The following is a 22,491-nucleotide window of genomic DNA, read 5'->3' on the forward strand; positions in this document are numbered from 1 at the left end:
GTGCTATGCGACCAGACCCCGTACGCGTTCGTCCAACTCGCGGGTGGCGGGGGTGTCGTACTTGGTAAGGCGGCTGTGGATGCCCATCAGCCGGTGATGGTTCCGGAGCGAGCGGGTCTTCACGACCTCGGGTGCTGCGCGGTGCACGTACGCGCAGGCTTGTTCGACGTCGCCGAGGCTGGCGGTGACGCCCGCCCGCCAGATCAAATAGGTGGCGCGGTCCCGGCTGCGGGTCGTGGGGTGCAGGTCCAATGCTTGGGCGAGCCAGCGGTCGGCGTTCCGGTGGCGTTCGAGCATGAGGTAGCAGGCCGCGACCTGTGCGCAGTACTCGGCCTGGTCGAAGTAGCCGGCCCAGGTCGGGCCGGGCTCGTCATCAGCTCGGGCCATGTGCGTTTCCGCGCTGGTGAGACAGCGTTCCGCTGCACTGGCGTCGTTAAGGGCGGCGTGGGCTCGGGCCTTGCGGGTGGCGAACATCGCCAGCACCCGCGCGGGAGCATCCCCGGCTCCATCGACGGCGGCGGTGGCCAGTGCGAGTGCTTCCTCTGCCCGGTCGCTGTCGACCCGCTGCAGGCTCATGCACTTCAGAATGTTCGCGCCGGCGGTCCGATCGTCGGCGAGGTGCGCGGTGTGCAGCGCGGAAACCCAGTAGCGCTCGGCTGCGGCCTGGTGGCCGGCGTCGAAGCTGGCCCAGCCGGCGATCCTGCCGAGTTCGGTGGCGACCGCGAACATCCGTCGGCCGATGCTGTCGGCGTAGGAGCTGTTGCTCAACAGGTCGGTGACGAGTCGCAGCTCCGCGTCCACGACGTCACGGACGCTTCCGCCGCCGAGGAGCGCGTCGATCTGCCGGAGAGTGGGGAGGCGTTGCTCGAAGCAGTCGACGAGCGAGGCGTCGAGTGGGCCGCCGTCCAGCGCCGAACGCAGCGGTGGCGGATCAAGCGTGAGCCACTGCTGTGCGAGTGTCGCCGCCGCGCCGACACCGAGGATCATGAACCCGCGCCGATCCATCACTGCTGCTCCCGCCGTCTCTCTCAACAGCGTCAATCCGCCGTCGATCGTCCAAGGGGTGTCGGTGTCGATCCGCTGACCGACCGGTAGCCAATGGGGCCAGCCCAGCTCGCGGACCGCCTGTCGCGGTACGCCCAACTCGTCGGCGAGCGCGCACTGAGTTGCGAGGTCGGGCACGACGCCCCAACGCTCCCAGCGCCACGCTTTCTCGCGTCGGGCAGCGGTGTTCAGCCGCCGGGCGATCTTGTCGACCAGATCCTGTTGACTCCAATTTCGATCATGCCGAACGTAGGCGAGCGGGTGCACCAAGATTCGAGACTGGTTCTGAAAAGGATCGCTTCTCACGGTTCCCCTCTCGTCTCGGATCAACCTACCGGAGATCGTGACGATCGAGCCGCACTAAAAGGACGTTTCATGTTCAGTCGGGTGTGGAGACAACACCAAGACAACAGCTGACGGGTGGAACGTCGGTCCGTAGCAGCGCTTTGCTGAGTGAGCGTCAAGGCGCCCTACCAATAGCTGATCATGACGTGAGGGCGAAGGCGCACCATCTTCACGATCTGACGGAAGGGCGTCCAGTGCCTCAGCTTCTCCTCTCCCTACTTGCGGGGATCATCGTTGGCTTCGTCGCGGGGTTCCTACTCAACGTTGCACGTCGCCGCTGGTGTCCGAGGTGTGGGGCGACGTTGCGGTGTCCGGAATGTATGCCTCGGCATTCGATGCGGTTCAGCCCCACCGGGCTGTCCGGCGCGGCCGGTGCCGGTCGGTCCGGGGCTGTCGGTCGGGCTGCGGTGGACGCGGCTCGGGTCAACCAGGGCCGGTGGTCGCGGTGAGGGCACGGTTGCGGGACCTGGCCGCTGCCGGTGGTGGGGTGCTGGTCGTCCGGCACGACGGGCAACCCGGGGTCGGCCGGGTCGGCGGTGCGGCGTACCGCGATGTGGCCGGCGCGGAGTCGGCGGCCGACAGCGGCGGCGGTGGTGGTCATGTGGCGGTGCGGCCGTCGTGGTCGTGTGCCGGCTGCGGCGAGTTGTGGCCGTGTCTGGTGGCGCGGGTCGAGTTGGCGGGGGTGTTCGGGCCGGTCGCGTTGGCGACGTACATGGTGGAGCGGATGACCGAGGCGGCGTTCGACCTGCTCGATGTCACGGCGGCCGAGCTGTTCGACCGGTTCCTGGTGTGGACGTGGCGGCCATGCTGACCGTACGGGCGGCGACGGCCGCTGATGTTGAGCCGTTGGCCGAGTTGATGGCGCAGGCATGCGTGCTGGACCCGGTGGTGTCCTGGCTGATCAGCGACCACGCACTGCGGTACCTGACGATGCACCAGTTCTTCACCGCCGAGCTGGAGTTCGGCGTACGGCACGGGATCGTCGATGTCGTCGGCCACTGCGACGGGGTGGCGATCTGGTACCCGCACCCGTTCGACCGGCTGCTCGCGGCGGAGCATCAACGGCGCAGGTTGCGGGCCTGCGGCGACCGGCACGGCCCGTACGCGCACTACACGTTCACCGCCGGCCGCGTGGAAGCGACCGGTCGGCACCACCACCTGGCGTTCCTGGCGGCGGCGCCCTGGCTGAGACGCCAGGGCATCGGGTCGGCGCTGCTCGCCGCGCATCATGCCCGGCTGGACCGGATCGGCATGCCGGCCGTGGTCGAGGCGAGCAGTCCACGGTCCCAGGCGTTCTACCTGCGCCACGGCTACCGGATCGTACGGGTGGCCCACCTGCCGGCCGGCGGCCCGCCGCTGTGGGCAATGCGTCGGGGCGGCGCACCACTCGACCAACCGCCCATGGCCGCAGCACTGCGTGTCGGCTGAGCCGGAAGAGCCGCACCGCTTCGTCGATGTGAGGCTGAGATACCTCACATCTGCCTGCGTCGTAGGGTATCTCAGCCTCACATCGACGCGTGCCGGCAAGAAACCGACCGGCCTGGCCGGGTCACCAGTTGTGCATACTGCCGTCGGTGAGCCGGTTGACCGGCAGCGACGCCGGCGCGTACGGGTAGCGCGCCGCCGCAGACTCGTCGATGTCGACGCCGAGCCCGGGTTCCTCGCCGGGGTGCAGGTAACCGTCGGCGAAGTGGTACGAGTGCGGGAAGACCTCGTCGGTGGCCTGGGTGTGCCGCATGTACTCCTGCAGGCCGAAGTTGGGGATGCTCAGGTCGACGTGCAGCGCCGCCGCCATGCAGACCGGGGACAGGTCGGTGGCGCCGTGCGAGCCGCTACGGACGTGGTGCAGCGCCGCCAGGTCGAAGATCCGCCGCAGGTGACTGATCCCGCCGGCCCGGACCACGGTGGTCCGGACGTAGTCGATCAGCTGCTCGGTGATCAGCTGCTGACAGTCGAAGATGGTGTTGAAGACCTCCCCGACGGCGATCGGCGTGGTGGTGTGCTGGCGGATCAGCCGGAAACCCTCCTGCAGCTCGGCCGGGACCGGGTCCTCCAGCCAGGTCAGCCGGTACGGTTCCAGGTCCTTGCCGAGCCGGGCCGCCTCGATCGGGGTGAGCCGGTGGTGGGCGTCGTGCAGCAGCTTCAGGTGCGGGCCGAACTCGTCGCGTACCGCCGCGAAGACCTGCGGGGTGTGCACCAGGTAGCGCTCGGTCGACCAGGTGGTCTCGGTGGGGATCGCGGCGTCGGCCGGCTCGTAGAACATCCGGTCCTTGCCGACGCCGTAGGTGGCCGGCAGGCCCGGGACGGCGGTCTGCACCCGCACCGCCCGGTAGCCGAGGTCGACGTAGCGGGCCACCTCGGCGAGCACCTCGGGGACCGTCTCGGCGTTGGCGTGGCCGTAGACGGTGACCCCGTCGCGGCAGCGACCGCCGAGCAGCTGGTAGACCGGTAGTCCGGCGGTCTTTCCCTTGATGTCCCACAGCGCGGTGTCGACTGCCGCGATGGCGCTCATCGTGACCGGGCCGCGCCGCCAGTAGGCACCCCGGTACAGGTACTGCCAGGTGTCCTCGATCCGGCTCGCGTCCCGACCGATCAGCGTCGGCACCACGTGGTCACGCAGGTAGCTGGCGACGGCCAGTTCGCGGCCGTTGAGGGTGGCGTCGCCGACGCCGGTCACACCGTCCGAGGTGACGATCTTCAAGGTGACGAAGTTGCGGCCCGGGCAGGTCACGATCACCCGGGCGTCCACGATCCGCATCGACCAGTCTCCTCGTCTGCGCGGCCGGCTGCCGCTCGCCGCCGAGGTTAGCCGAACCGACGATGCCGGGAGATCCGGGCGGCGGGAAGATCCGGGGGGGTCCCCGGGTTGGGCACGGTTGTGATCGACGTTCCGCTCTCCGTCCTCGACCTTGCCCCGGTCGCCGCCGGCAGATCCGCCAGCGAAGCACTGCGGCACACCACGGAGCTGGCCCGCCGGGTCGAGCAGCTCGGCTACCACCGGTTGTGGGTGGCCGAACACCACAACATGCCCGCCATCGCCAGCTCGGCACCGGCGGTGCTGCTCGCCCACCTGGCCGCGGCCACCTCGACGATCCGGGTCGGTTCCGGCGGGGTGATGCTGCCCAACCATCCGCCGCTGGTGGTCGCCGAGCAGTTCGGCACGTTGGAGGCGCTGCACCCGGGCCGGGTCGACCTCGGCATCGGCCGGGCCCCGGGCACCGACCAGGCCACCGCGCTGGCGCTGCGGCGCACCATGGCCGGGCTGGGTGCCGAGACGTTCCCGCAGGAGCTGGCGACCCTGATCGGCTATCTGCGCGGCGACGCCGGACCGATCGCCGCGACCCCGCACGCCGGGCAGTCACCGGCGATCTGGCTGCTCGGTTCCAGCGGATTCAGCGCCCAACTCGCCGGCACCCTGGGCCTGCCGTTCTCCTTCGCCCACCATTTCAGTGCGGCCAACACACTGCCGGCGCTCGCGCTGTACCGGCAGCATTTCCGCCCGTCGGCGTGGTTGGACCGGCCGTACGCGATGGTCGCGGTCAACGTCGTCTGCGCCGAGTCGGACGAGCGGGCCGAGTGGCTGTCCGGCCCGGCCGCCCTGGCGTTTCTGCGGCTGCGCGCCGGGCGGCCGGAGGCACTGGTCAGCCCGGAGGAAGCGGCCGCCTATCCGTACACGGATCTCGAGCTGCAGTTCATCCGCCAACGCAACGAGGAGCAGGCGGTCGGCTCCCCCGACACGGTCCGGCGGGCGCTGCGCGAGTTGCGCGAGCGCACCGGTGCCGACGAGCTGATGTTGACCACGATGGTGTACGACGTCGCCGACCGGGTGCGCTCGTTCGAGCTGGTGGCCGGTGACCCGGGTCACCCCACGGACGGCGATCAATAGCCGGAAACAGGAGCTTCATCAGCTGGTCACCGCCGCGCGACGGTCCGCTGGCTATCGTCTTTGGCAGGTGATGGTTCGACGCACGAGATCACGCGTGGGGTGGATGTCGTCGCGTCCGCCGACGGGGGACCGGGTTCCGGTCCCCCGTCGGCGCGTCTACGGCCGCCGACTCACTCAGTCGGCCGCCGGATGCACTAGAAGGTAAACATTCACCGCAAGTAGACGTTCGGCGTCGGTGGTGCCGGCATGTTGGCGCCAATGAAGAACGACGGGTGTGGCGGCTGGTTGTAGGCGGTGTTCTGCCAGGCGACCGCCACCCGGTACTGCGGGTCGTGCATCAGGGTGTGGATCCGTCGATCAGTGGTGTGCGGTGTGGCGTAGATCCGCAACGCGCGGGAATCGCTGGTCCGCCAGATGACCTCCTCCCGCCAGTCGCCGAACAGGTCGGCCGACAAAGCGGGGGTCGCCTTGGTGCCGTTGTTCGATGCCACCCCGGAGCCGGTCAACAGCCGGGTGTCGCCGGAGGTGCCGTACTTGTCGATCCGGGTCTGGTCGAGCAACTCCCGGACCGGGTCGCCGTCCCACCAGCTGAGGAAGTTGGCCGACGACGGCTTGCGTCCGACGTTGCCGCCGGTCGGCGAGCGCAGCTCGGAAACGGCCGACGACCAGGACTCGGCTCCGGCGCTGCCAGCCCAGATGTCCGCCGATACGCCCCGGCCGTTGTCCCCGCCGGTCGGGGTCTGCCAGATGATCTGCCCGGTACGGGCGTCGATCAGCGCCGACGACGGCTTCGAGCCGTCCTCCTGGACCTTGAAGTACTCCAGCCCGGACCGCCCCGGGTCGAGGTCACCGACGTGGCCGGCGTCGCCGTGGTTCAGGCTGGTGTTCCACAGCCCGCGACCGTTGTCGTCGATGGTGGCACCGCCGAAGACGATCTCGTCGCGGCCGTCGCGGTCGACGTCGGCGATGGACAGCGAGTGGTTGCCCTGCCCGGCGTAGCTGCCGTTACCCGACGAGTTGGAGTCGAAGACCCACCGCTGGGTGAGGTTGCCGTTGCGGAAGTCCCAGGCGGCGATGACGGTACGGGTGTAGTAGCCGCGTGACATGATCAACGACGGCCGCTGGCCGTCCAGGTAGGCGGTGCCGGCGAGGAACCGGTCCACCCGGTTGCCGTACGAGTCGCCCCAGGACGACACGTTGCCCCGGGCCGGCACGTAGTTGACGGTGGACAGGGCGGCGCCGGTCAGACCGTCGAACATGGTCAGGAACTCCGGGCCGGACAGCACGTAGCCGGACGAGTTGCGGTAGTCGGCACCGGAGTTGCCGATCACCGTGCCCCGGCCGTCCCGGCTGCCGTCGGCGGTCTTCATCGCCACCTCGGCCCGGCCGTCGCCGTCGTAGTCGTACACCTGGAACTGGGTGTAGTGGGCGCCGGCCCGGATGTTGCGCCCCAGGTCGAGGCGCCACAGCCGGGTCCCGTCGAGCCGGTACGCGTCGACGTAGACGTTGCCGGTGTAGCCGGAGTGCGCGTTGTCCTTGGCGTTGGACGGGTCCCACTTCAGGACGATCTCGTACTGTCCGTCACCGTCGAGGTCGCCGACGCTGGCGTCGTTCGCCGAGTAGCTGTAGCTCTCCCCGGACGGGGTGGTGCCGCCTGGCGGCACCTGCAGCGGCACGTCCAGGTAGCCGTTGGCGAAGGTCAACGACGCCGGCGACGCGGGCTGCTCGACGCCACCGACCACCGCCCGGACGGTGTAGCTGGCGTTGGACGCGGCACCCGCGTCGTAGTAGTTGGTCGACGCGGTGACCGGCGACGAGGTGATCCGGGTGGAGCCACGGTAGACGTGGAACCCGGTGCCGGCGGCCTCGGTGCCGAGCAGCCGCCAGGAGACCAGGTTGCCGGATCCGGAACGGACGCTGATCAGCCCTCGGTCGAGGTCTTCCATCTGCTTGGCGCCGGGCCCCGGCGTCGGCGGCGGGGTGGTGGGCGGTGGCGCCGTGGTCGGTGGGGCGGTCGTCGGTGGTGCCGTGGTCGGTGGTGCCGTTGTCGGCGGGGGTGCGGTGGTCGGCGCGACGCCGCCGGTGCAGGTGGTTCCGTTGAGCGCGAAGGTCGTCGGCACCGGATTGCTGCTGTTGTTCCAGGATCCGTTGAAGCCGAACTCGGTGCTGGCGTTGGTGGCCAGGTTCCCGTTGTAGCCGACGTTGTCCGCGGTGACCTGGGCACCGTTCTGCGTCACCGCCGCGTTCCACGCCTGGGTGATCGTCTGCCCGGCGCCGAACGACCAGGTCAGCTGCCAGGAGGTGACGGGGTCACCGAGGTTGGTCACGGACACGCTGGCGCCGAAGCCACCGGGCCATTGGCTGGTGACGCGGTAGTCGACCGCGCAGCCAGCGGCTGCGGCGGCCGGCGACGCGAGGATCGTGGTGGCCACACCGGCACCGGCCGCGGTGGCCACCGCGGTCGCGACGGCGAGCAGGGCTCGGCGGGGAGTCCCGGGCTGGGACCGGGAACTGTTGGGAGGGACATTGCGCATGGGAGTCTCCGGGAGCAGAGGGCGGGCGGCAACGGACGGACGCCCGGCTGCCCGGCCGGGGCGTGCGCCCGGTGGCGCTGCGCTGGATCGGTCGACCGCGGTGCGGCGGTCGTCGGTCGGCTCCCGTGCAGGCCAATGCTAGGGCAATCGCTTTCCTCGATCAATGTCGATGTCCATCGGAGCCCGGCGGGGTCCGTGTCGGCGGAGGCGGTCACCCACCGGTTGGTCCGGCTCCCGCAGCACCAGCAGCCCGCCCGCTGGCACCCGGACCCGACGAGCGCCCCGGCCGCGACCCGGTGTGCCGGTGACACCGGCCGAGCTGACCGACCATCGGCCGGTCGACCGGCCGGAATCAGCCGAGCCGGCACCGACCGCCAGCAGGACCTCACCGGCGGGCAGAACGTCGCTGGCCACCATGATCTCCCCGGACGGCAGGACGCCACCGGAGACCAGCACCTCACCGGTGGCCGCCACCACCGCCTCCTCCCGGCCATGGTTGAACAGGAACAGCCACCGGGTGGTGCCGTCCACCCGGCGTACCGCCTCCACCCCGGCGGGCGCGGCGGGCAGCACCGGTGCCACCCCGGCCTCCGCGGCGACTGCCGCCAGCAGTTCCCGGTAGCCGTCGTCGTCCAGCCTGGTGGACAGGTACCAGGCGGCCCCGGCACCGACCGGCCGGCGGGTCACCGCCGGTTGGCCGGCCAGCACGCCGTCGACGTAGCTGAGTACCGGCTCGGCGGCGCCGGCCTCGAAGCGTTCCCGCCACAGCCGGCCGGTACGCCCGCCGGACAGCCGCACCGTGCCGTCCGGACCGAGCGGCAGGAACTCCTCGCTGCGGACGCCGAGCAGTTCACGCAGGGCGCCCGGATATCCGCCCAGTCGGACCCGGGCGTCGGAGTCGGCGACCCCGGACAGGTAGCTGACCACCAGATGACCGCCGGCGCGCACCCAGTCGCCGAGGGCGTCCGCGACGGCGTCGTCCATCAGGTACAGCGCGGGCAGCACCAGCATCCGGTAGCCGCTCAGCTCCAGCGGCCCGGCCGCCGGGCAGACGAAGTCGGTGGTGATCCCGCACCGCCACAGCGCCCGGTGCGCGGCGGCCACCTCGTCGGCGTACGAGATGTGCCCGGACGGCAGCCCGGGATGCTGCAGCGCCCACCCGCTGGCGGCGTCCCAGCCGATCGCGGCACGGGCCGCCACCGTGGCGGTGTCGGTCGCGGCGAGCAGCCGCAGCGCCTCGCCGAGCTGTACCGCCGACCGGAAGGTCCGGGAGTCGGCACCGGCGTGCGGCACCATCGCCGAGTGGAACGCCTCGGCACCGCCGCGCGGCGCCCGCCATTGGAAGAACATCGCGCCCCGGGAGCCGCGCGCGACGTGGGCCACGCTGTGCCGCAGCATCCGGCCAGGCTCCTTGGCGTAGGCGGTACCCTCGGCGTACCGGTAGATCAGGTTGGGCGCGCTCTCCATCAGCAGCCAGGGCCGGTGCCGACCGGCCGATGGCGGCGATCCGTCCCCGGTGACCGGGCGTGACCAGGACCGGGCGAGGTCGGCGGCGAGCGCGGTCTGTTCCTCGGCCCGGCCGTCGGTCTCGGTCGGATAGTGGTCGACGGCGACCAGGTCGACCTCCCGCGCCCACCGGGCGTGGTCCACCGGAACCCAGTCGCCGAACACATAGTTGGTGGTGACCGGCATGTCCGGCGTGTGTTCGCGGAGCACGTCGCGCTGGTCGCGATAGGCGGCGAGCAGTTCGTCGGACCAGAACCGGCGGAAGTCCAGCACCTGCGTCGGGTTGGTCAGGTACTGGGTGGCGCGCGGCGGGTCGACCTGCGTCCAGTCGGAGTAGCACTGACTCCAGAAAGCACCGGTCCACGCCTCGTTGAGCCGGTCCAGGTCACCGTAGCGCTGCCGCAGCCACCGCCGGAACGCGTCGGCCGCGTGCGGGCAGTGGCAGACCGTGCCGTACTCGTTGTGCACGTGCCACATCGCCAGCGCCGGGTGGTCGCGGTAGCGTTCGGCGAGCATCTCGGCGATGCGCCGGGCCGCGACGCGGTACGCGGGGGCGGCCGCGCAGTAGGTGTCCCGGCTGCCGTGCCGCAGCCGTACCCCGTCGGCGGTGATTGGCAGCGCGTCGGGGTGGGCGAGGGAGAACCACGGCGGCGGCGAGGCGGTCGGGGTGGCCAGGACGACCCGGATCCCGCCCTGGTGCAGCAGGTCGAGTGCCCGGTCGAGCCAGTCGACGGTGTACTCGCCGGGGTGCGGTTCCAGCCGGGACCAGGCGAACACCCCGACGGTGACCAGGTTGACCCGGGCGCGACGCATCAGCTCGACGTCCTCGACCCAGGTCGTCTCCGGCCACTGCTCGGGGTTGTAGTCCCCGCCGTAGCAGAGCCCGTCGAGTCCTCTCGGCCAGCGCATCGGCGCTCCCTCCGACGTTGACAGTTTGTTGGATGACCAAAGAAACTAATTTAGTCGCCCCCAGGCCGCTGGTTCCACCAGGGAGCGTCGAGCCCCGGACCGACGAGGAGAGCCCATGCCGTACCGTCCGCCCCTGGTCCCCCATGAGACATTCGTGGCCGACCCGCCCGACCTGCCGGTCCGCGCGCCCGGCGAGGAGGGCCTGTCCGCGCTGGTCCGCGCCGAGTTGCTGGGCACCGATGCGGCCGGGATCACCGGCAAGGGCAGCACCGCCGACGGTGCGACGTTGACGGTCGCGGTCAGCGCCGCCGGGGAGGGGGTGATCCGGGTCCGGCTGAGTGCGACACCCGACGCCCGCAGCCGGTCGGCCCGGGCGCTGCCGCTGGTCGATCCACGCCCGCACCCGGCTACGGTCACCGTGGCCGGCGACACGGTACGCGTCGACGCCGGAACGGTCGTCGCCGAGGTGCGGCTCGACCCGTGGCATCTGCGCTTCCTCGACCAGCAGGGTCGGGTGCTGCTCAACCAGAACCGGGGCGAGCGTGACATCAGCGGCCGGCTGCGCACCCTGCCGTTCGGCCGGTCCCTGGTCGACGGGTCGATCGCCGCGTACCACGAGAGCTTCGACGCGCCCGGCGACGAACGCTTCGTCGGGCTCGGCGAGAAGTTCACCCGGCTGGACAAGCGCGGCCAGCGGGCACTGATGTGGAACTTCGACGCCTTCGGCAGCGAGTCGGACCGGTCGCACAAGAACATCCCGCTGTACCTGTCCGACCGTGGCTACGGGGTGCTGGTCGACAGCGGCATGCCGGTGGAGTTCGACATCTGCTCCTCCACGCACAGCTGCGTACAGATCCTGGTGCCGGACGACCTGATCGACTACTACGTGATCGCCGGCCCCACCCCCGCCGAGATCCTGGACCGCTACGACCGGTTGACCGGCCGACCGGTGCTGCCCCCGAAGTGGGCGTTCGGTACCTGGATCTCCTCCGGCTTCTTCGTGGACAGTCAGGAGAAGGTCCTGGACCGGGCCCGGCGGATCCGCGCCGACGGCATCCCGTGCGACGTGCTGCACCTGGACTGCTACTGGCAGGCCGACGGTGCCTGGTCCGACCTGGCCTGGGACACCACCAACTTCCCCGACCCGGCCGGCATGCTGGCCACCCTCGCCGAGCAGGGGTTCAAGGTGAGCCTCTGGATGAACCCGTACATCATGACCGGCAGCCCGGTCTTCGCGCAGGCCGACGCGGCCGGCTACTTCCTGCGCCGCCCGGACGGCTCCACCTACATCGCCGACGTCTGGCACGGCTCCTACCCGGTCTGCGGGATCGTCGACTTCACCAACTCGGCGGCCACCGAGTGGTTCACCGGTCTGCTGCGCGACCTGCTGCGGCAGGGCGCGATGGTGTTCAAGACCGACTTCGCCGAAGGGGTGCCGGCCGACGCGGTGGCACACAACGGGATGACCGGCGTCGAGCTGCACAACGTCTACACGTTGCTGTTCAACGACGCGGTCGCGACGGTCACCCGGGAGGTCGCCGGGCACGGCATGGTGTGGGCCCGGTCGTCGTTCCTCGGCGGGCAGCGGCATCCGGCCCAGTGGAGCGGCGACGTCAACGCCACGTACCCGGGGATGGCCAGTACGCTGCGCGGCGGGCTGTCGCACGGCCTGTCCGGCGTACCGTTCTGGAGCCACGACGCCGGCGGCTTCCACGGCACCCCGACCCCCGACCTGTACGTGCGGTGGGCGCAGTTCGGGGCGTTCTCGCCGCTGGTGCGCTTCCACGGCACCACCAGCCGGCTGCCGTGGGACTTTCCCGACGACGCCGCTCGGGACGCGGTCGAGGCGATCCGGCTGCGCTACCGGTTGATGCCCTACCTCTACTCGGCGGCGGTCACGGCCGCCCGCACCGGTGCCCCGATGATGCGGGCGCTGCTGGTCGACGCGCCGGACGATCCGGCCGCCTGGGGTGCCGAGCTGGAGTACCGGCTCGGCACCGACCTGCTGGTCGCGCCGATGATCAGTCCGGACGGGCGGCGGCACGTCTACCTGCCGGCCGGTGACTGGGTCGACCACTGGACCGGCCGGACCCACACCGGCGGACGCCACCTGCTGGTCGAGACTCCGCTGGAGCGGATCCCGTTGTTCGTCCGGCACGGCGCGCTGATCCCGACGTCGGCGCCCCGGGACACCGTCGGCGACGGCCCGTTCACCGACGTCACCCTGGTCAGCTGGGGCGGCGTCAGCGCCGAGACGTTGGTCTGCGACGTCGACGGCGACACCACGGTCCGGGCGGTACGCGACGGCGGCACGTTGCGGGTCGACGTCGACGGGCCGCTGCCGGTCCGCCGGGTCGAGGTCGTCGCGGTGACCGGCACCGAGCCACCGACCACCGTGCTGCTCGACGGCGTACCGCTCTGACCAGCGGTGCCGGCCGGTCAACCCTTGATCGCGCCGGTGATGACGCCCTTGGTGAAGTGCCGCTGCACGAACGGGAAGATCACCACCGCCGGCAGGACGGTGATCACCACCACCGCCATCTTGACCGCCAGGGTCGGCGGGTACGCGGTGACCCCGGGGATGTTCACCGGCGCGCCGGTGACCGACGGCGACTGGCCGGCCAGGATGTAGCTCTGCAGCACCCGCTGGATCGGCCACTTGTCGTTGTCGTCGATGTAGAGCACCGCGTTGAAGTACGCGTTCCAGTAGCCGACGGCGTAGAACAGGCCGACGACGGCGATCACCGCCCGCGACAGCGGCAACATGATCCGCCACAGGATCCGGAACTCCCCGGCGCCGTCGATGCGGGCCGCGTCGATCAGCTCGGCCGGCACGTTCATGAAGAACGCCCGGATCACCACCAGGTTGAACACGCTGATCGCGGTCGGCAGGATCAACGCCCACAGGCTGTTCTTCAGGCCCAGCCCGGTCACCACCAGGTAGCTCGGCACCATGCCGGGATAGATCAGGAAGGTGAGCAGGAACAGGAACAGCAACGGACGGTGCGCGACCGAGTCCTTGCGGGACAGCCCGTACGCCGCCAGCACCGTCAGCACCAGGCTGAACGTCGTGCCGACGACGGTGACCAGGGTGCTGACCCACACCGCCCGGCTGATCTGACCGCCGGAGAAGATGTTCACGTACGCCGACAGGTCGATCTCCCGGGGGATCACCACCATGCCGCCGGTGGCGTTGATGGTCTCCCGCGACGCGAGGCTGGTCACCAGGACCGACCACATCGGGAAGATCACGGCCAGCACCATCGTGGTGAGGACGAGCCCTTTGACGCCCTGGCCGACCGGGCTCGGCGGCTCCTCCCAGACCGGCCGGCCGACGCCGGGGCGCCGCCGTCGGGGCGGCTGGTTCACCGGGTCGAGCCGGGGTCGGCGCCCGGCGGCCAGCGTACGCGCGATGCTCACCTGGAATACACTCCCTGCTCGCCGAGGCGGTGGGCGAACTTGTTCGCGGCGATGATCAGCACCAGCCCGATGACGCCCTTGAACAGGCCGGCGGCGGCACCCATCCCCCACTGCTGCGGGATGATCGCCTGGTAGTAGACGTAGGTGTCGAGCACTTCGGCGGCCTGCCGGCCGACCGCCTCACGCTGCAGGATGAACTGTTCGAAACCGACGGTGAGCGCGTCACCGAGCCGCAGGATCAGCAGCAGGATGATGACCGGACGCAGCCCGGGCAGGGTGATGTGCCACAGCCGCCGCCAGCGCCCCGCACCGTCGGCCGCCGCCGCCTCGTAGAGGTTCTGGTCGATGGCGCTGAGCGCGGCCAGGAAGATGATCGCCCCCCAGCCGACGTCCTTCCACACGGCCTCGGCGGTGACCAGCACGATGAACGTGTCCGGGTTGCCCATCACGTTGAGCGGGTCGAGCCCGGCGTCGCGCATCCGCTGGGCGAGCAGGCCGGCCCCGCCGAGCATCTGCATGAAGAAGGTGACCACCAGCACCCAGCTGAAGAAGTGCGGCAGGTAGACGACGCTCTGGATGAACCCGCGCACCCGGGTCGACAGGATGCTGTGCAGCAGGATCGCCAGCAGGATCGGCAGCGGGAAGAAGAAGACCAGCTGGAACGCGGTGATGGTCAGGGTGTTGACCACCGCGTCCCAGAACGCCGGGTCACGGAACAGGGTCTCGAAGTTGCCGAACCCGATCCATTCGCTGTAGACGAACGCCTCGAACGCGTTGTCGCCGACCCAGGGGTTGTAGTCCTGGAAGGCGATCACGTTGCCCAGGGTGGGCAGGTAGTGGAAGACGAGCAGCAGCAGGGCGGCCGGCGCGGCCATCACCAGCAGCGGCCAGTCCCGGCGCAGCCGGGCCCGCACCGGCACGGTCCGTCGGCGGGTGCGCCGACCATCCGGGGTACGGCCTGACCGGCGGTTGCCGTCCGGGGTGGGCTGGTCCGGCGACCGCCGGCTCCGGTCGTCGCCGGATCCGGCGGTCACGGACGTCTCGACCGAGGTCATCGATCGTTGTCTTCGAGCGCCTTGCGGAAGAAGTCGCGGCCCTCGTCACCGCCGCCGCTGCGCCACTCGTCGATGATCTGGTCCAGGTCGCTGGTCGGTCGGCGACCACGCAGCACGTCGAGGATCTTGTCCTCGGTCGGCTGCAGCACCCGCGACAGGTTGGCCGGCAGCTCGAACTTGATCCCGGCCCATGGGTTCGGCTCCAGGTACTTCACCGTCTCGTTGGAGTAGTCCAGCAGGGCCTCGACGAAGCCGGGGACGTCGGCGGTCTGCACGATGGTCGGGTAACGCCCGACGATGAAGGTGTACTGGTCGGCGATCTCCTGCCGGCCCAGCTCGGTCAGCTCCGGACTACCGTCGGCGCTGACCGTGTGGTGCTGGTCGGCGACCCCGTACTGGCGCAGGTGGTACTCCTCGGTGCCGAACGGCGCGGCGCACCAGTTGAGCACTCGCAGGATCTCCTCGACGCGCTCCTTGCCCAGCCCTTTCTTGATGAAGGTGTAGAAGACCGGCTTTTCCTCACCCCAGGCGACCGGGGCGCTCTGCCCGTCGGCGGAGAAGATCGGCACCGGCCGCATGTCGAACGTCGGGGTGATCTGCCGCTGCTCCGAGTACATGCCGCGCCAAGCGCCGACGCCGTCCTCGTAGCAGACCATCTTGCCGCTGTTGAACAGCTGCTTGGCGTCGGCGGCGCCCTTGCTCTCCACGATGTCCGGATGCACCAGCCCTTCGGCGAACAGTCTGGCGGTGAACTCCAGGGCCTCGCGGTACTCCTCGGTCTCGTACTTGAACTCCAGGCCGCCGCCGTCGGTGCGCCGCCAGCCGCCCTGTGAGCCGGGCACACCGTAGAACATCTGCACCATGTTGAAGATCGAGCCGAAGGCCCAGACGCCGTTGGCCGGATCGGTCATCGCCTTGCCGAACTCGTGCAGCTCCTCGATGTTCTTCGGGGCCTGCACGCCGGCGGCGTCGGTGAGGTCCTTGCGGTAGAACAGCGCGTACGGGAACGGGCCGTCGGTCGGCCACGGGACGGCGGCCAGCCGGCCGCCCCAGACCGCGTACTGCCAGGCCCCGGTCGGGAAGCTGGCCAGGTGCGGGTAGGCCAGCGCGGCGTCACCGGCCAGGTGGTCGGTCAGGTCCTCGAACAGCGCCGAGACCGCGTCGGAGAACCGCGGGATCTTGTCGATCTCCCAGTTCGGGGCGCAGAGCAGGTCCGGCACGTCGCGGGCACCGAGAATGGCGCTCAGCTTGTCGGCGTAGGTGTTGCCGTCCTGGACGCTGAAGTCGATCGGCACGCCGAGCCGCTCGTTGACCGCCTGCAGGTAGGCGTTGCGGTCGATGCCGGGCGGGGTCGGCCCCCACCAGGGAGTCATCGCGGTGAGCGGTTCACCGCTGCTGCCGGGCGTCTCGGTGACCGCCCGGACCAGGTCGGTCGGGTACGTCAGGTAGCCGTCGGCGATCGGGCGTACCCCGGCGATGTCCGGGGTGATCAGCTCGACCGGCTGGTATCTGGGCAGAACCGCGCTGACCGCGTCGACGTCGGTCGCCGTGCCCTGGGTGCCGGCCGGCCGGCTGCAGCCGGAGAGAAGACCGCCACCGGCCATTGCGGTGGCACCCAGGCCGACCAGGCCCAGGAATCGACGTCGGTTGGTGGCCGCGCCCGCGAGGGATCGATCCACGGCGCGCTCCCTTCGTATCGGCGAGCCAGGCATCCCGGCGACGGTGGGACGAACCAGCTCGAAATGGGGGTGTGGGGGTACAGTTTGCACGCTAGAGTTAGTTCGTCTGCTGACTAAACAAAGTAGCCGACGGTGACAGGTGCCACAAGGCAGGTGCCACAAGGGAGGCCGACATGACGCGAACCGCCGGTGGCGGCCCACCCCGCGGTGACCGCCGCGACACGCCGGCCCGCCGGGCATCCGGCCCGAGCCACCCGGCCGGGACCCGGGGCGTAACGTGATCACCATGCGGAGCGGCCCGCAGCCAGCGGACCTGACCGACGTACGCGCCACCAACCTCGCGGTCGTGCTGCGCTACGTCCGGGCCAACGCGCCCTGCTCCCGGGCGGACATCGCCGGTGCCACCGGGCTCAACAAGGCCACCGTCTCCAGCCTGGTCGCCGATCTGATCGACCGCCGCCTGGTCCGGGAGATCGGCCTCACCGAACACCGCATCGGACGCCCGGCCACCATGCTGGTCGTCGACGGCGACGCGTACGCCGCGATCGGCATCGAGATCAGCGCCGACCACCTGACCGCGGTCGCGCTCGACCTGGCCGGCGGTGAGCTGTTGTCCTGGCGACGCGCCTTCACCGGGCTGGCTGCCACCCCGGGCAAGGCGGCCAGCACGGTGGCCGCACTGGCCGGCCGGGCGGTGAACCGGGTGACCCGGCAGGGGCGGCAGGTGCTCGGGCTCACCGTCGGAGTACCCGGCCTGGTCGACCAGCAGGGCCGGGTCAGCCTCTCCCCCGAACTGGGCTGGCGCGACGTCGACCTGCACGCCGATCTGGTCCGGGCGCTGCGCGGACCGGCGTACGAGGTCGTGGTGGACAACGACGCCCAGCTGGCCGCGCTCGCCGAGCACCGGCACGGGCCGTACGCCGGCACCGCGAACCTGGTGCACCTGACCGGCGGTGCCGGCATCGGCGCGGGGCTGGTGGTGGACGGGCGGCTGCTGCACGGCGCGCGGGGGTTCACCGGCGAGATCGGGCACATCCAGCTGGATCCCCAGGGTCCGCCGTGCCGCTGCGGTGCGAACGGCTGCCTGGAGGCGTTGGCCGCCGTACCGGCGCTGATCCGCCGGGTGCTGCCGGACGCCGAGACCGACGGGCCGGTCACCGACTTCGCGCCGGAGATCGACCGGGTACGGGCGGCGGCGCGCGCCGGGGATCCGGCGACGCTCGACGCGCTCGACGAGGTCGGCCGCCACCTGGGCACCGGAGTGTCCATCCTGGCCAACCTGATCAACCCCGAGGTGGTGCTGCTCGGCGGCTACTACGTTCCGCTCGCCCAGTGGCTGCTGCCGGCGGCCCGGCAGCAGCTCGCCGACCGTACGGTGGCTCCGGCGGCCGGTGGCACCGAGCTGGCAGCCTCCGATCTGGCCGGCGGCGCGGCGGCGATCGGCGGCGCGGCCCGGGCGATCGCCGCGATCGACAACGGCCGGATGCCGGCCCGGCCGACCGACTGACCGCACCGGCGGCCGCCGCCCGGCTGACCAGCGGCCCACTGCGGTGGCCCGGGGCGGCGGCCGGGGGCCGGCGGCGGCTGACATCAATTTGTGGCGGGTAGCCCCTTGACCGTCCGTACTGATGGATGTCAACCTCAAAGGGCTCCACGGTTAACACGGCTGAAATCGTGTCGACAGTGGAGCGTTTTTGGGACGGTCGTCGAAGCGCTTCGAGCCAGCGCTTCCCGGGCTGGCGGCCAACCTCCACCGCGTACCGACGCCTGCCCGTGATCCGGTGACCGCGGCGGTGCCCCGCACCGCCGCAGCGACCCACACGGGTGCCCTTGCCGATCCCGGAAGGCGATCCACGTTATGAGCGACAGCACGTTCCGCGACCCCGACCAACCCGTGGCCGCCCGGGTCACCGACCTGCTCCGCCGGCTCACCCTCGACGAGAAGATCGCCCTGCTGCACCAGCATCAGCCCCCGGTGCCCCGACTCGGCCTACCCGGCTTCCGCACCGGGACCGAGGCGCTGCACGGGGTGGCCTGGCTCGGCCCGGCGACCGTGTTCCCGCAGGCGATCGGGCTGGGTTCCAGCTGGGACCCGGACCTGCTGCGGCGGATCGGCGAAGCGGTCGGCGACGAGGTACGCGCGTTCCACCACAAAGACCCCGTCAGCGTCGGACTGAACGTGTGGGCGCCGGTGGTCAACCCGCTACGGGATCCACGGTGGGGCCGCAACGAGGAGGGCTACGCCGAGGACCCGTGGCTGACCGGGGTGCTGGCCACCGGGTACGCCAGCGGGCTGCGCGGCGACCATCCCTACTACCTGCGGACCGCGCCGACCCTGAAGCACTTCCTCGGTTACAACAACGAGACCGACCGGGCCACCACCAGCAGCAACCTGCCGCCCCGGGTGCTGCACGAGTACGAACTACCGGCGTTCCGCGCCCCGATCGCCGCCGGTGCCGCGGTCGCGGTGATGGCCGCGTACAACCTGGTCAACGGCCGGCCGGCGCACCTTAGCCCGCTGATCGACGAGCAGCTGCGCCGGTGGACCGACGACGACGTCCTGGTCGTCGGCGACGCGGGAGCGGCCACCAACATCGCCGGCGCCCAGGGCTACCACCCGGACCACGTCACCGGCTACGCGGCGGCGCTGCGCGCCGGGATCGACAGCTTCACCGAGGACGACACCGACTCGCTGCCGACCGTCGCGCGGATCACCGAGGCGGTGGCGCGCGGGCTGCTCGCCGAACCGGACATCGACCGCGCGGTCCGCCGGATCCTCTCCGTCCGGATCCGGCTCGGTGAGCTGGATCCACCCGAATGCAACCCGTTCGCGACGGCCGGCACCGATGTGATCAACTGCCCGGCCCACCAGGACCTGGCCCGGATCGCGGTACGCGAGTCGGTGGTCCTGCTGCGCAACGCACCGGCAGAGTCCGGATCCGACCCGGTGCTGCCGCTGGACCCGGACCGGATCCGGCGGGTCGCGGTGGTCGGCCCGCTCGCCGACACCCTCCACACCGACTGGTACGCCGGATCGATGCCGTACGCGGTCACCGCCCGCGCCGGGCTGACCGCGCGGCTGCCGGCGGCGACCGTGACCCACCACGAGGGAGTGGACCGGATCGCGTTGCGACTCGGCACCTCGGCGACCTACCTGCAGGCCAACGGCGGGGCCGCCGGTGGACCGCTGCGCGCCGACAGCACGGCGGGCGGACCGCCACGCGCCGCCGCGCCGGAGGCAGCACCGCAGTGCTGCTTCGACGTGTTCGACTGGGGCGACGGGGTGGTCGCGCTGCGCAGCGTCGCCAACGGCCGGTACCTGGCCGCCGGCGACGACGGGGTGCTGGTGAACGACCGGTCCGGTCCGGGCGGGTGGGTGGTGAACGAGACCTTCCGGCTGGTCCGCGACGCCGACGGCCGTACGGCACTGCACCACCTGGCCCGGGACCGCTACGTCACCGTCGGCCCGGACGGGCTGGCGCGGGCCGAGGCCGCCAGCATCCACACCGCCACCAGGTTCGCCGTCGAACTGGTCACCGACGGCGCCCGGGAGGCGGCGGCGCTGGCCCGCGACGCCGAGGTGGCGGTGGTGGTGCTGGGCAACCATCCGATGGTGTGCGGACGGGAGACCGAGGACCGGGTCGACCTGGCGCTACCCGCCGCCCAGGCAGCGCTGCTGCGGGCGGTCCGGGTCGCGAATCCGCGCACTGTGCTGGTGCTGGCCAGCAGCTACCCGTACGCGGTGGAGTGGGCCGACCGGCACGTGCCGGCGATCGTCTGGTCCGCGCACGGCGGTCAGGAGTACGGCACCGGGCTGGCCGAGGTGCTCTGCGGGGACGCCGATCCGGGCGGCCGGCTCACTCAGACCTGGTACCGGCGTACCGCAGACCTGCCTGACCTGTTCGACTACGACGTGATCGCCTCGGACGCGACGTACCTCTACTTCCGGGGGGAACCGCTGTACCCGTTCGGCCACGGCTTGAGCTACACCTGGTTCGACTACCGCGACCTGCGGTTGTCGGCCACCGAGGTGGGTGCCGACGACACGGTCGAGGTCAGCGTCACGGTGCGCAACAGCGGGGCGCGGGCCGGGACCGAGGTGGTGCAGCTCTACACCCGCCAGCGGCACTCCCGGGTCAAGCAGCCGCTGCGCCAGCTGCGTGCCTTCCGCAAGATCAGCCTCGCGGCGGGGGCGCAGACCACGCTCCGGTTCCGCCTCGCCGCTGCCGACCTGGCGACCTGGGACGTCACCCGGAACCGGCCGGTGGTGGAGAGCGCCCGGCACACCGTGTCGGTCGGCCGGTCCAGCGCCGACCTGGTGGCGACCACCACCCTGACCGTACGGGGTGAACGGATCGGGCCCCGCGATCCGCTGGCCGGACCGTTGTGGGCCGCTGACAACGACGACTACGCCGGCACAGCACCGGCCGACCATCTCGAGGGTCGGGACGCGGTGGGCGCGGCGGAGGACGGCGGCTGGATTGCATTCACCGACGTCGACTTCGACTCCGGACCCACCGCCGTCACCGCCCGCGTCGCGCACCGGCCGCCCCTGGAGGGGGCCGGGGCCGGCCCCGGTGCCGTCGGCCGGACAGCGGACGGGTCAACGGTCACCCTGCGGCTGGACGATCCGCTGGCCGGCCCGGTCGCCGGTACGCTTCCGGTACCGGCGACCGGCGGCCGCGACGACTGGGCCGAGGTACGGACGGAGCTGCACGGACTGTCCGGAACCCGAGACCTGTATCTGCTTTTCAGTACGGCAGGCGCTACGGTGAGCTACCTGAGTTTTGCCGGGACCGCCACTGACGGTCCGGCCAGGGACATGGATGGAGGAGCCTAGTGTCAACTCCGTCACAGCCGACCGGCGCCGGGCCGGACCCCACCGGGCCCGGCCCGACGCGGGACCGGGCCGGGAAGCGGGCCGACATGGTGACGATCGCCGACGTGGCCCGGCACGCCGGCGTCGCGGTCAGCACGGTCTCCTATGTGCTCAGCGGCAAGCGGGCGATCTCGGCTACCACCCGGGAACGCGTTCTGGCCAGCATCCACGCCCTCGGCTACCACCCGCATGCCGGCGCCCGGGCGCTGGCCAGCCGCCGGGCGAACGTGATCGCGCTGGTGCTGCCGCTGCGCTCCGGGATGCACCTGCCGGTACTGATGCAGTTCGCCACCAGCGTGGTCACCACCGCCCGGCAGTTCGACCACGACGTGCTGCTGGTCACCGCCGACGAAGGGCCGGCCGGGCTGCGCCGGATCGCGGTCAGCGCCATGGTCGACGGCATCGTGGTGATGGACGTGGAGATGCACGACCCACGCGTACCCCTGCTGCGTGAACTCGAACGGCCCAGCGTGCTGATCGGTTTCCCGGCCGAGTCCGCCGGTCTGACCTGCGTCGACCTGGACTTCTACCGGGCCGGCGAGGCCTGCGTCGAACATCTCGTCACGCTCGGCCACCGGCAACTCGCCCTGCTCGGAGCCCCGGCCGTGGTCTACGAACGGGAGACCGGCTTCGCTCACCGGACCAGGGCCGGCTTCACCGAGACGGCGGCCCGCTGCGGCGTCACGGCGGTCGCCCAGCCGTGCGAGGAGAACTACGACGCGGTACGCCGGGAACTGGCCGGGCTGCTGCACCGGCACCCGGGGCTCACCGCGCTGGTGGTGCACAACGAGGCGGCGGTCGGGCACGTGCTGGCCGCGTTGCCGACCCTGGGTCGACGGGTCCCCGACGACATCTCGGTGGTGGCGATCTGCCCGGACGAGGTCGCCGAGCGGTCCGGTCCGGCGCTGACCTCGGTGCTGATTCCGGCCGAGGAGGTCGGCCGGCAGGCGGTCAGCCTGCTGATGCGAAAGGTCCAGGGCGACGCGGTGCCGGCCGCGACGCTGCTCGACCCACGGTTGACCGTCCGGGCCAGCACCGGCCCTGGCCCTGCCGCCGCGCTGCCGGGCGCCGAGGCCGGAGACACCGCCGTCGCAGGCACCGGGCCGGAGACGATGGTGGCGCTTGCCCGCCGTACCGATTCCTGATCAACTCGACCGCATGGCAGGCGACGCATCCGCGCCGGGCACCACGTCGGGCGCAGGCACCACGCCCGGCTCGGACACAACGGCCGGCG

At 71.3% G+C, this 22,491-nt stretch carries 14 protein-coding genes; 7 read left to right on the forward strand and 7 right to left on the reverse strand.

Features of this window, described 5'->3' with window-relative positions:
* Positions 1–3: 3 nt before the first annotated feature.
* Positions 4–1,374, reverse strand: coding sequence for a transcriptional regulator (locus tag O7621_RS23935; RefSeq protein ID WP_282231326.1), 1,371 nt, complete (start codon positions 1,372–1,374; stop codon positions 4–6).
* Positions 1,375–1,834: 460 nt separating this feature from the next.
* Between O7621_RS23935 and O7621_RS23940 the strand changes: the two genes are divergently transcribed.
* Complete coding sequence (locus O7621_RS23940) at positions 1,835–2,200, forward strand: hypothetical protein (protein WP_282231327.1); 366 nt, start codon at positions 1,835–1,837, stop codon at positions 2,198–2,200.
* Positions 2,194–2,817 (forward strand): GNAT family N-acetyltransferase, encoded by a 624-nt coding sequence (locus O7621_RS23945; RefSeq protein WP_282234710.1) that lies wholly within the window; start codon positions 2,194–2,196, stop codon positions 2,815–2,817. The genes O7621_RS23940 and O7621_RS23945 overlap by 7 nt, the downstream gene beginning before the upstream one ends.
* 121 nt (positions 2,818–2,938) lie before the next feature.
* On the opposite strand, the gene manD is transcribed toward O7621_RS23945, so the two are convergent.
* Positions 2,939–4,147, reverse strand: a complete 1,209-nt coding sequence (gene manD / locus O7621_RS23950; RefSeq protein ID WP_282231328.1) for a D-mannonate dehydratase ManD — start codon at positions 4,145–4,147, stop codon at positions 2,939–2,941.
* Positions 4,148–4,267: 120 nt separating this feature from the next.
* Here manD and O7621_RS23955 point away from each other — a divergent pair, with 120 nt between their 5' ends.
* Positions 4,268–5,275: an LLM class flavin-dependent oxidoreductase gene (locus O7621_RS23955; protein WP_282231329.1), complete on the forward strand. Its 1,008-nt coding sequence runs from the start codon at positions 4,268–4,270 to the stop codon at positions 5,273–5,275.
* Between the two features lie 209 nt (positions 5,276–5,484).
* Here the strand turns inward: O7621_RS23955 and O7621_RS23960 are convergent, their stop codons facing one another.
* Positions 5,485–7,809, reverse strand: coding sequence for a cellulose binding domain-containing protein (locus O7621_RS23960; protein ID WP_282231330.1), 2,325 nt, complete (start codon positions 7,807–7,809; stop codon positions 5,485–5,487).
* 138 nt (positions 7,810–7,947) lie between these two features.
* A complete protein-coding gene (locus O7621_RS23965) occupies positions 7,948–10,224 on the reverse strand; it encodes a beta-galactosidase (RefSeq protein ID WP_282231331.1) in 2,277 nt (758 codons plus the stop codon).
* Between the two features lie 115 nt (positions 10,225–10,339).
* On the opposite strand from O7621_RS23965, the gene O7621_RS23970 reads away from it, so the two are divergent.
* Positions 10,340–12,646: a TIM-barrel domain-containing protein gene (locus O7621_RS23970; RefSeq protein WP_282231332.1), complete on the forward strand. Its 2,307-nt coding sequence runs from the start codon at positions 10,340–10,342 to the stop codon at positions 12,644–12,646.
* A 17-nt stretch (positions 12,647–12,663) separates the two neighbouring features.
* On the opposite strand, the gene O7621_RS23975 is transcribed toward O7621_RS23970, so the two are convergent.
* From O7621_RS23975 to O7621_RS23985, 3 genes are read right to left on the reverse strand one after another with little or no spacing between them, the layout of a single operon-like run.
* Entirely contained in the window at positions 12,664–13,644 is a 981-nt protein-coding gene (locus O7621_RS23975; RefSeq protein WP_282231333.1) for a carbohydrate ABC transporter permease, read from the reverse strand.
* A complete protein-coding gene (locus O7621_RS23980) occupies positions 13,641–14,678 on the reverse strand; it encodes an ABC transporter permease subunit (RefSeq protein WP_282231334.1) in 1,038 nt (345 codons plus the stop codon). Before O7621_RS23980 ends, O7621_RS23975 begins: the two co-directional genes overlap by 4 nt.
* Before the next feature lie 17 nt (positions 14,679–14,695).
* Complete coding sequence (locus O7621_RS23985; RefSeq protein ID WP_282231335.1) at positions 14,696–16,378, reverse strand: extracellular solute-binding protein; 1,683 nt, start codon at positions 16,376–16,378, stop codon at positions 14,696–14,698.
* 286 nt (positions 16,379–16,664) lie between these two features.
* Between O7621_RS23985 and O7621_RS23990 the strand changes: the two genes are divergently transcribed.
* From O7621_RS23990 to O7621_RS24000, 3 genes are all read left to right on the forward strand, one after another.
* Positions 16,665–17,885 carry an ROK family transcriptional regulator gene (locus O7621_RS23990; protein WP_282231336.1) on the forward strand — a complete coding sequence of 407 codons (1,221 nt, stop codon included), beginning with the start codon at positions 16,665–16,667 and terminating at the stop codon, positions 17,883–17,885.
* A gap of 351 nt (positions 17,886–18,236) precedes the next feature.
* Positions 18,237–21,218, forward strand: coding sequence for a glycoside hydrolase family 3 protein (locus O7621_RS23995; RefSeq protein WP_282231337.1), 2,982 nt, complete (start codon positions 18,237–18,239; stop codon positions 21,216–21,218).
* Entirely contained in the window at positions 21,218–22,402 is a 1,185-nt protein-coding gene (locus O7621_RS24000; RefSeq protein WP_282231338.1) for a LacI family DNA-binding transcriptional regulator, read from the forward strand. The genes O7621_RS23995 and O7621_RS24000 overlap by 1 nt, the downstream gene beginning before the upstream one ends.
* The last annotated feature ends 89 nt before the right edge of the window (positions 22,403–22,491 follow it).

The organism is Solwaraspora sp. WMMD937 (assembly GCF_029581175.1).
GTDB lineage: Bacteria > Actinomycetota > Actinomycetes > Mycobacteriales > Micromonosporaceae > Micromonospora_E.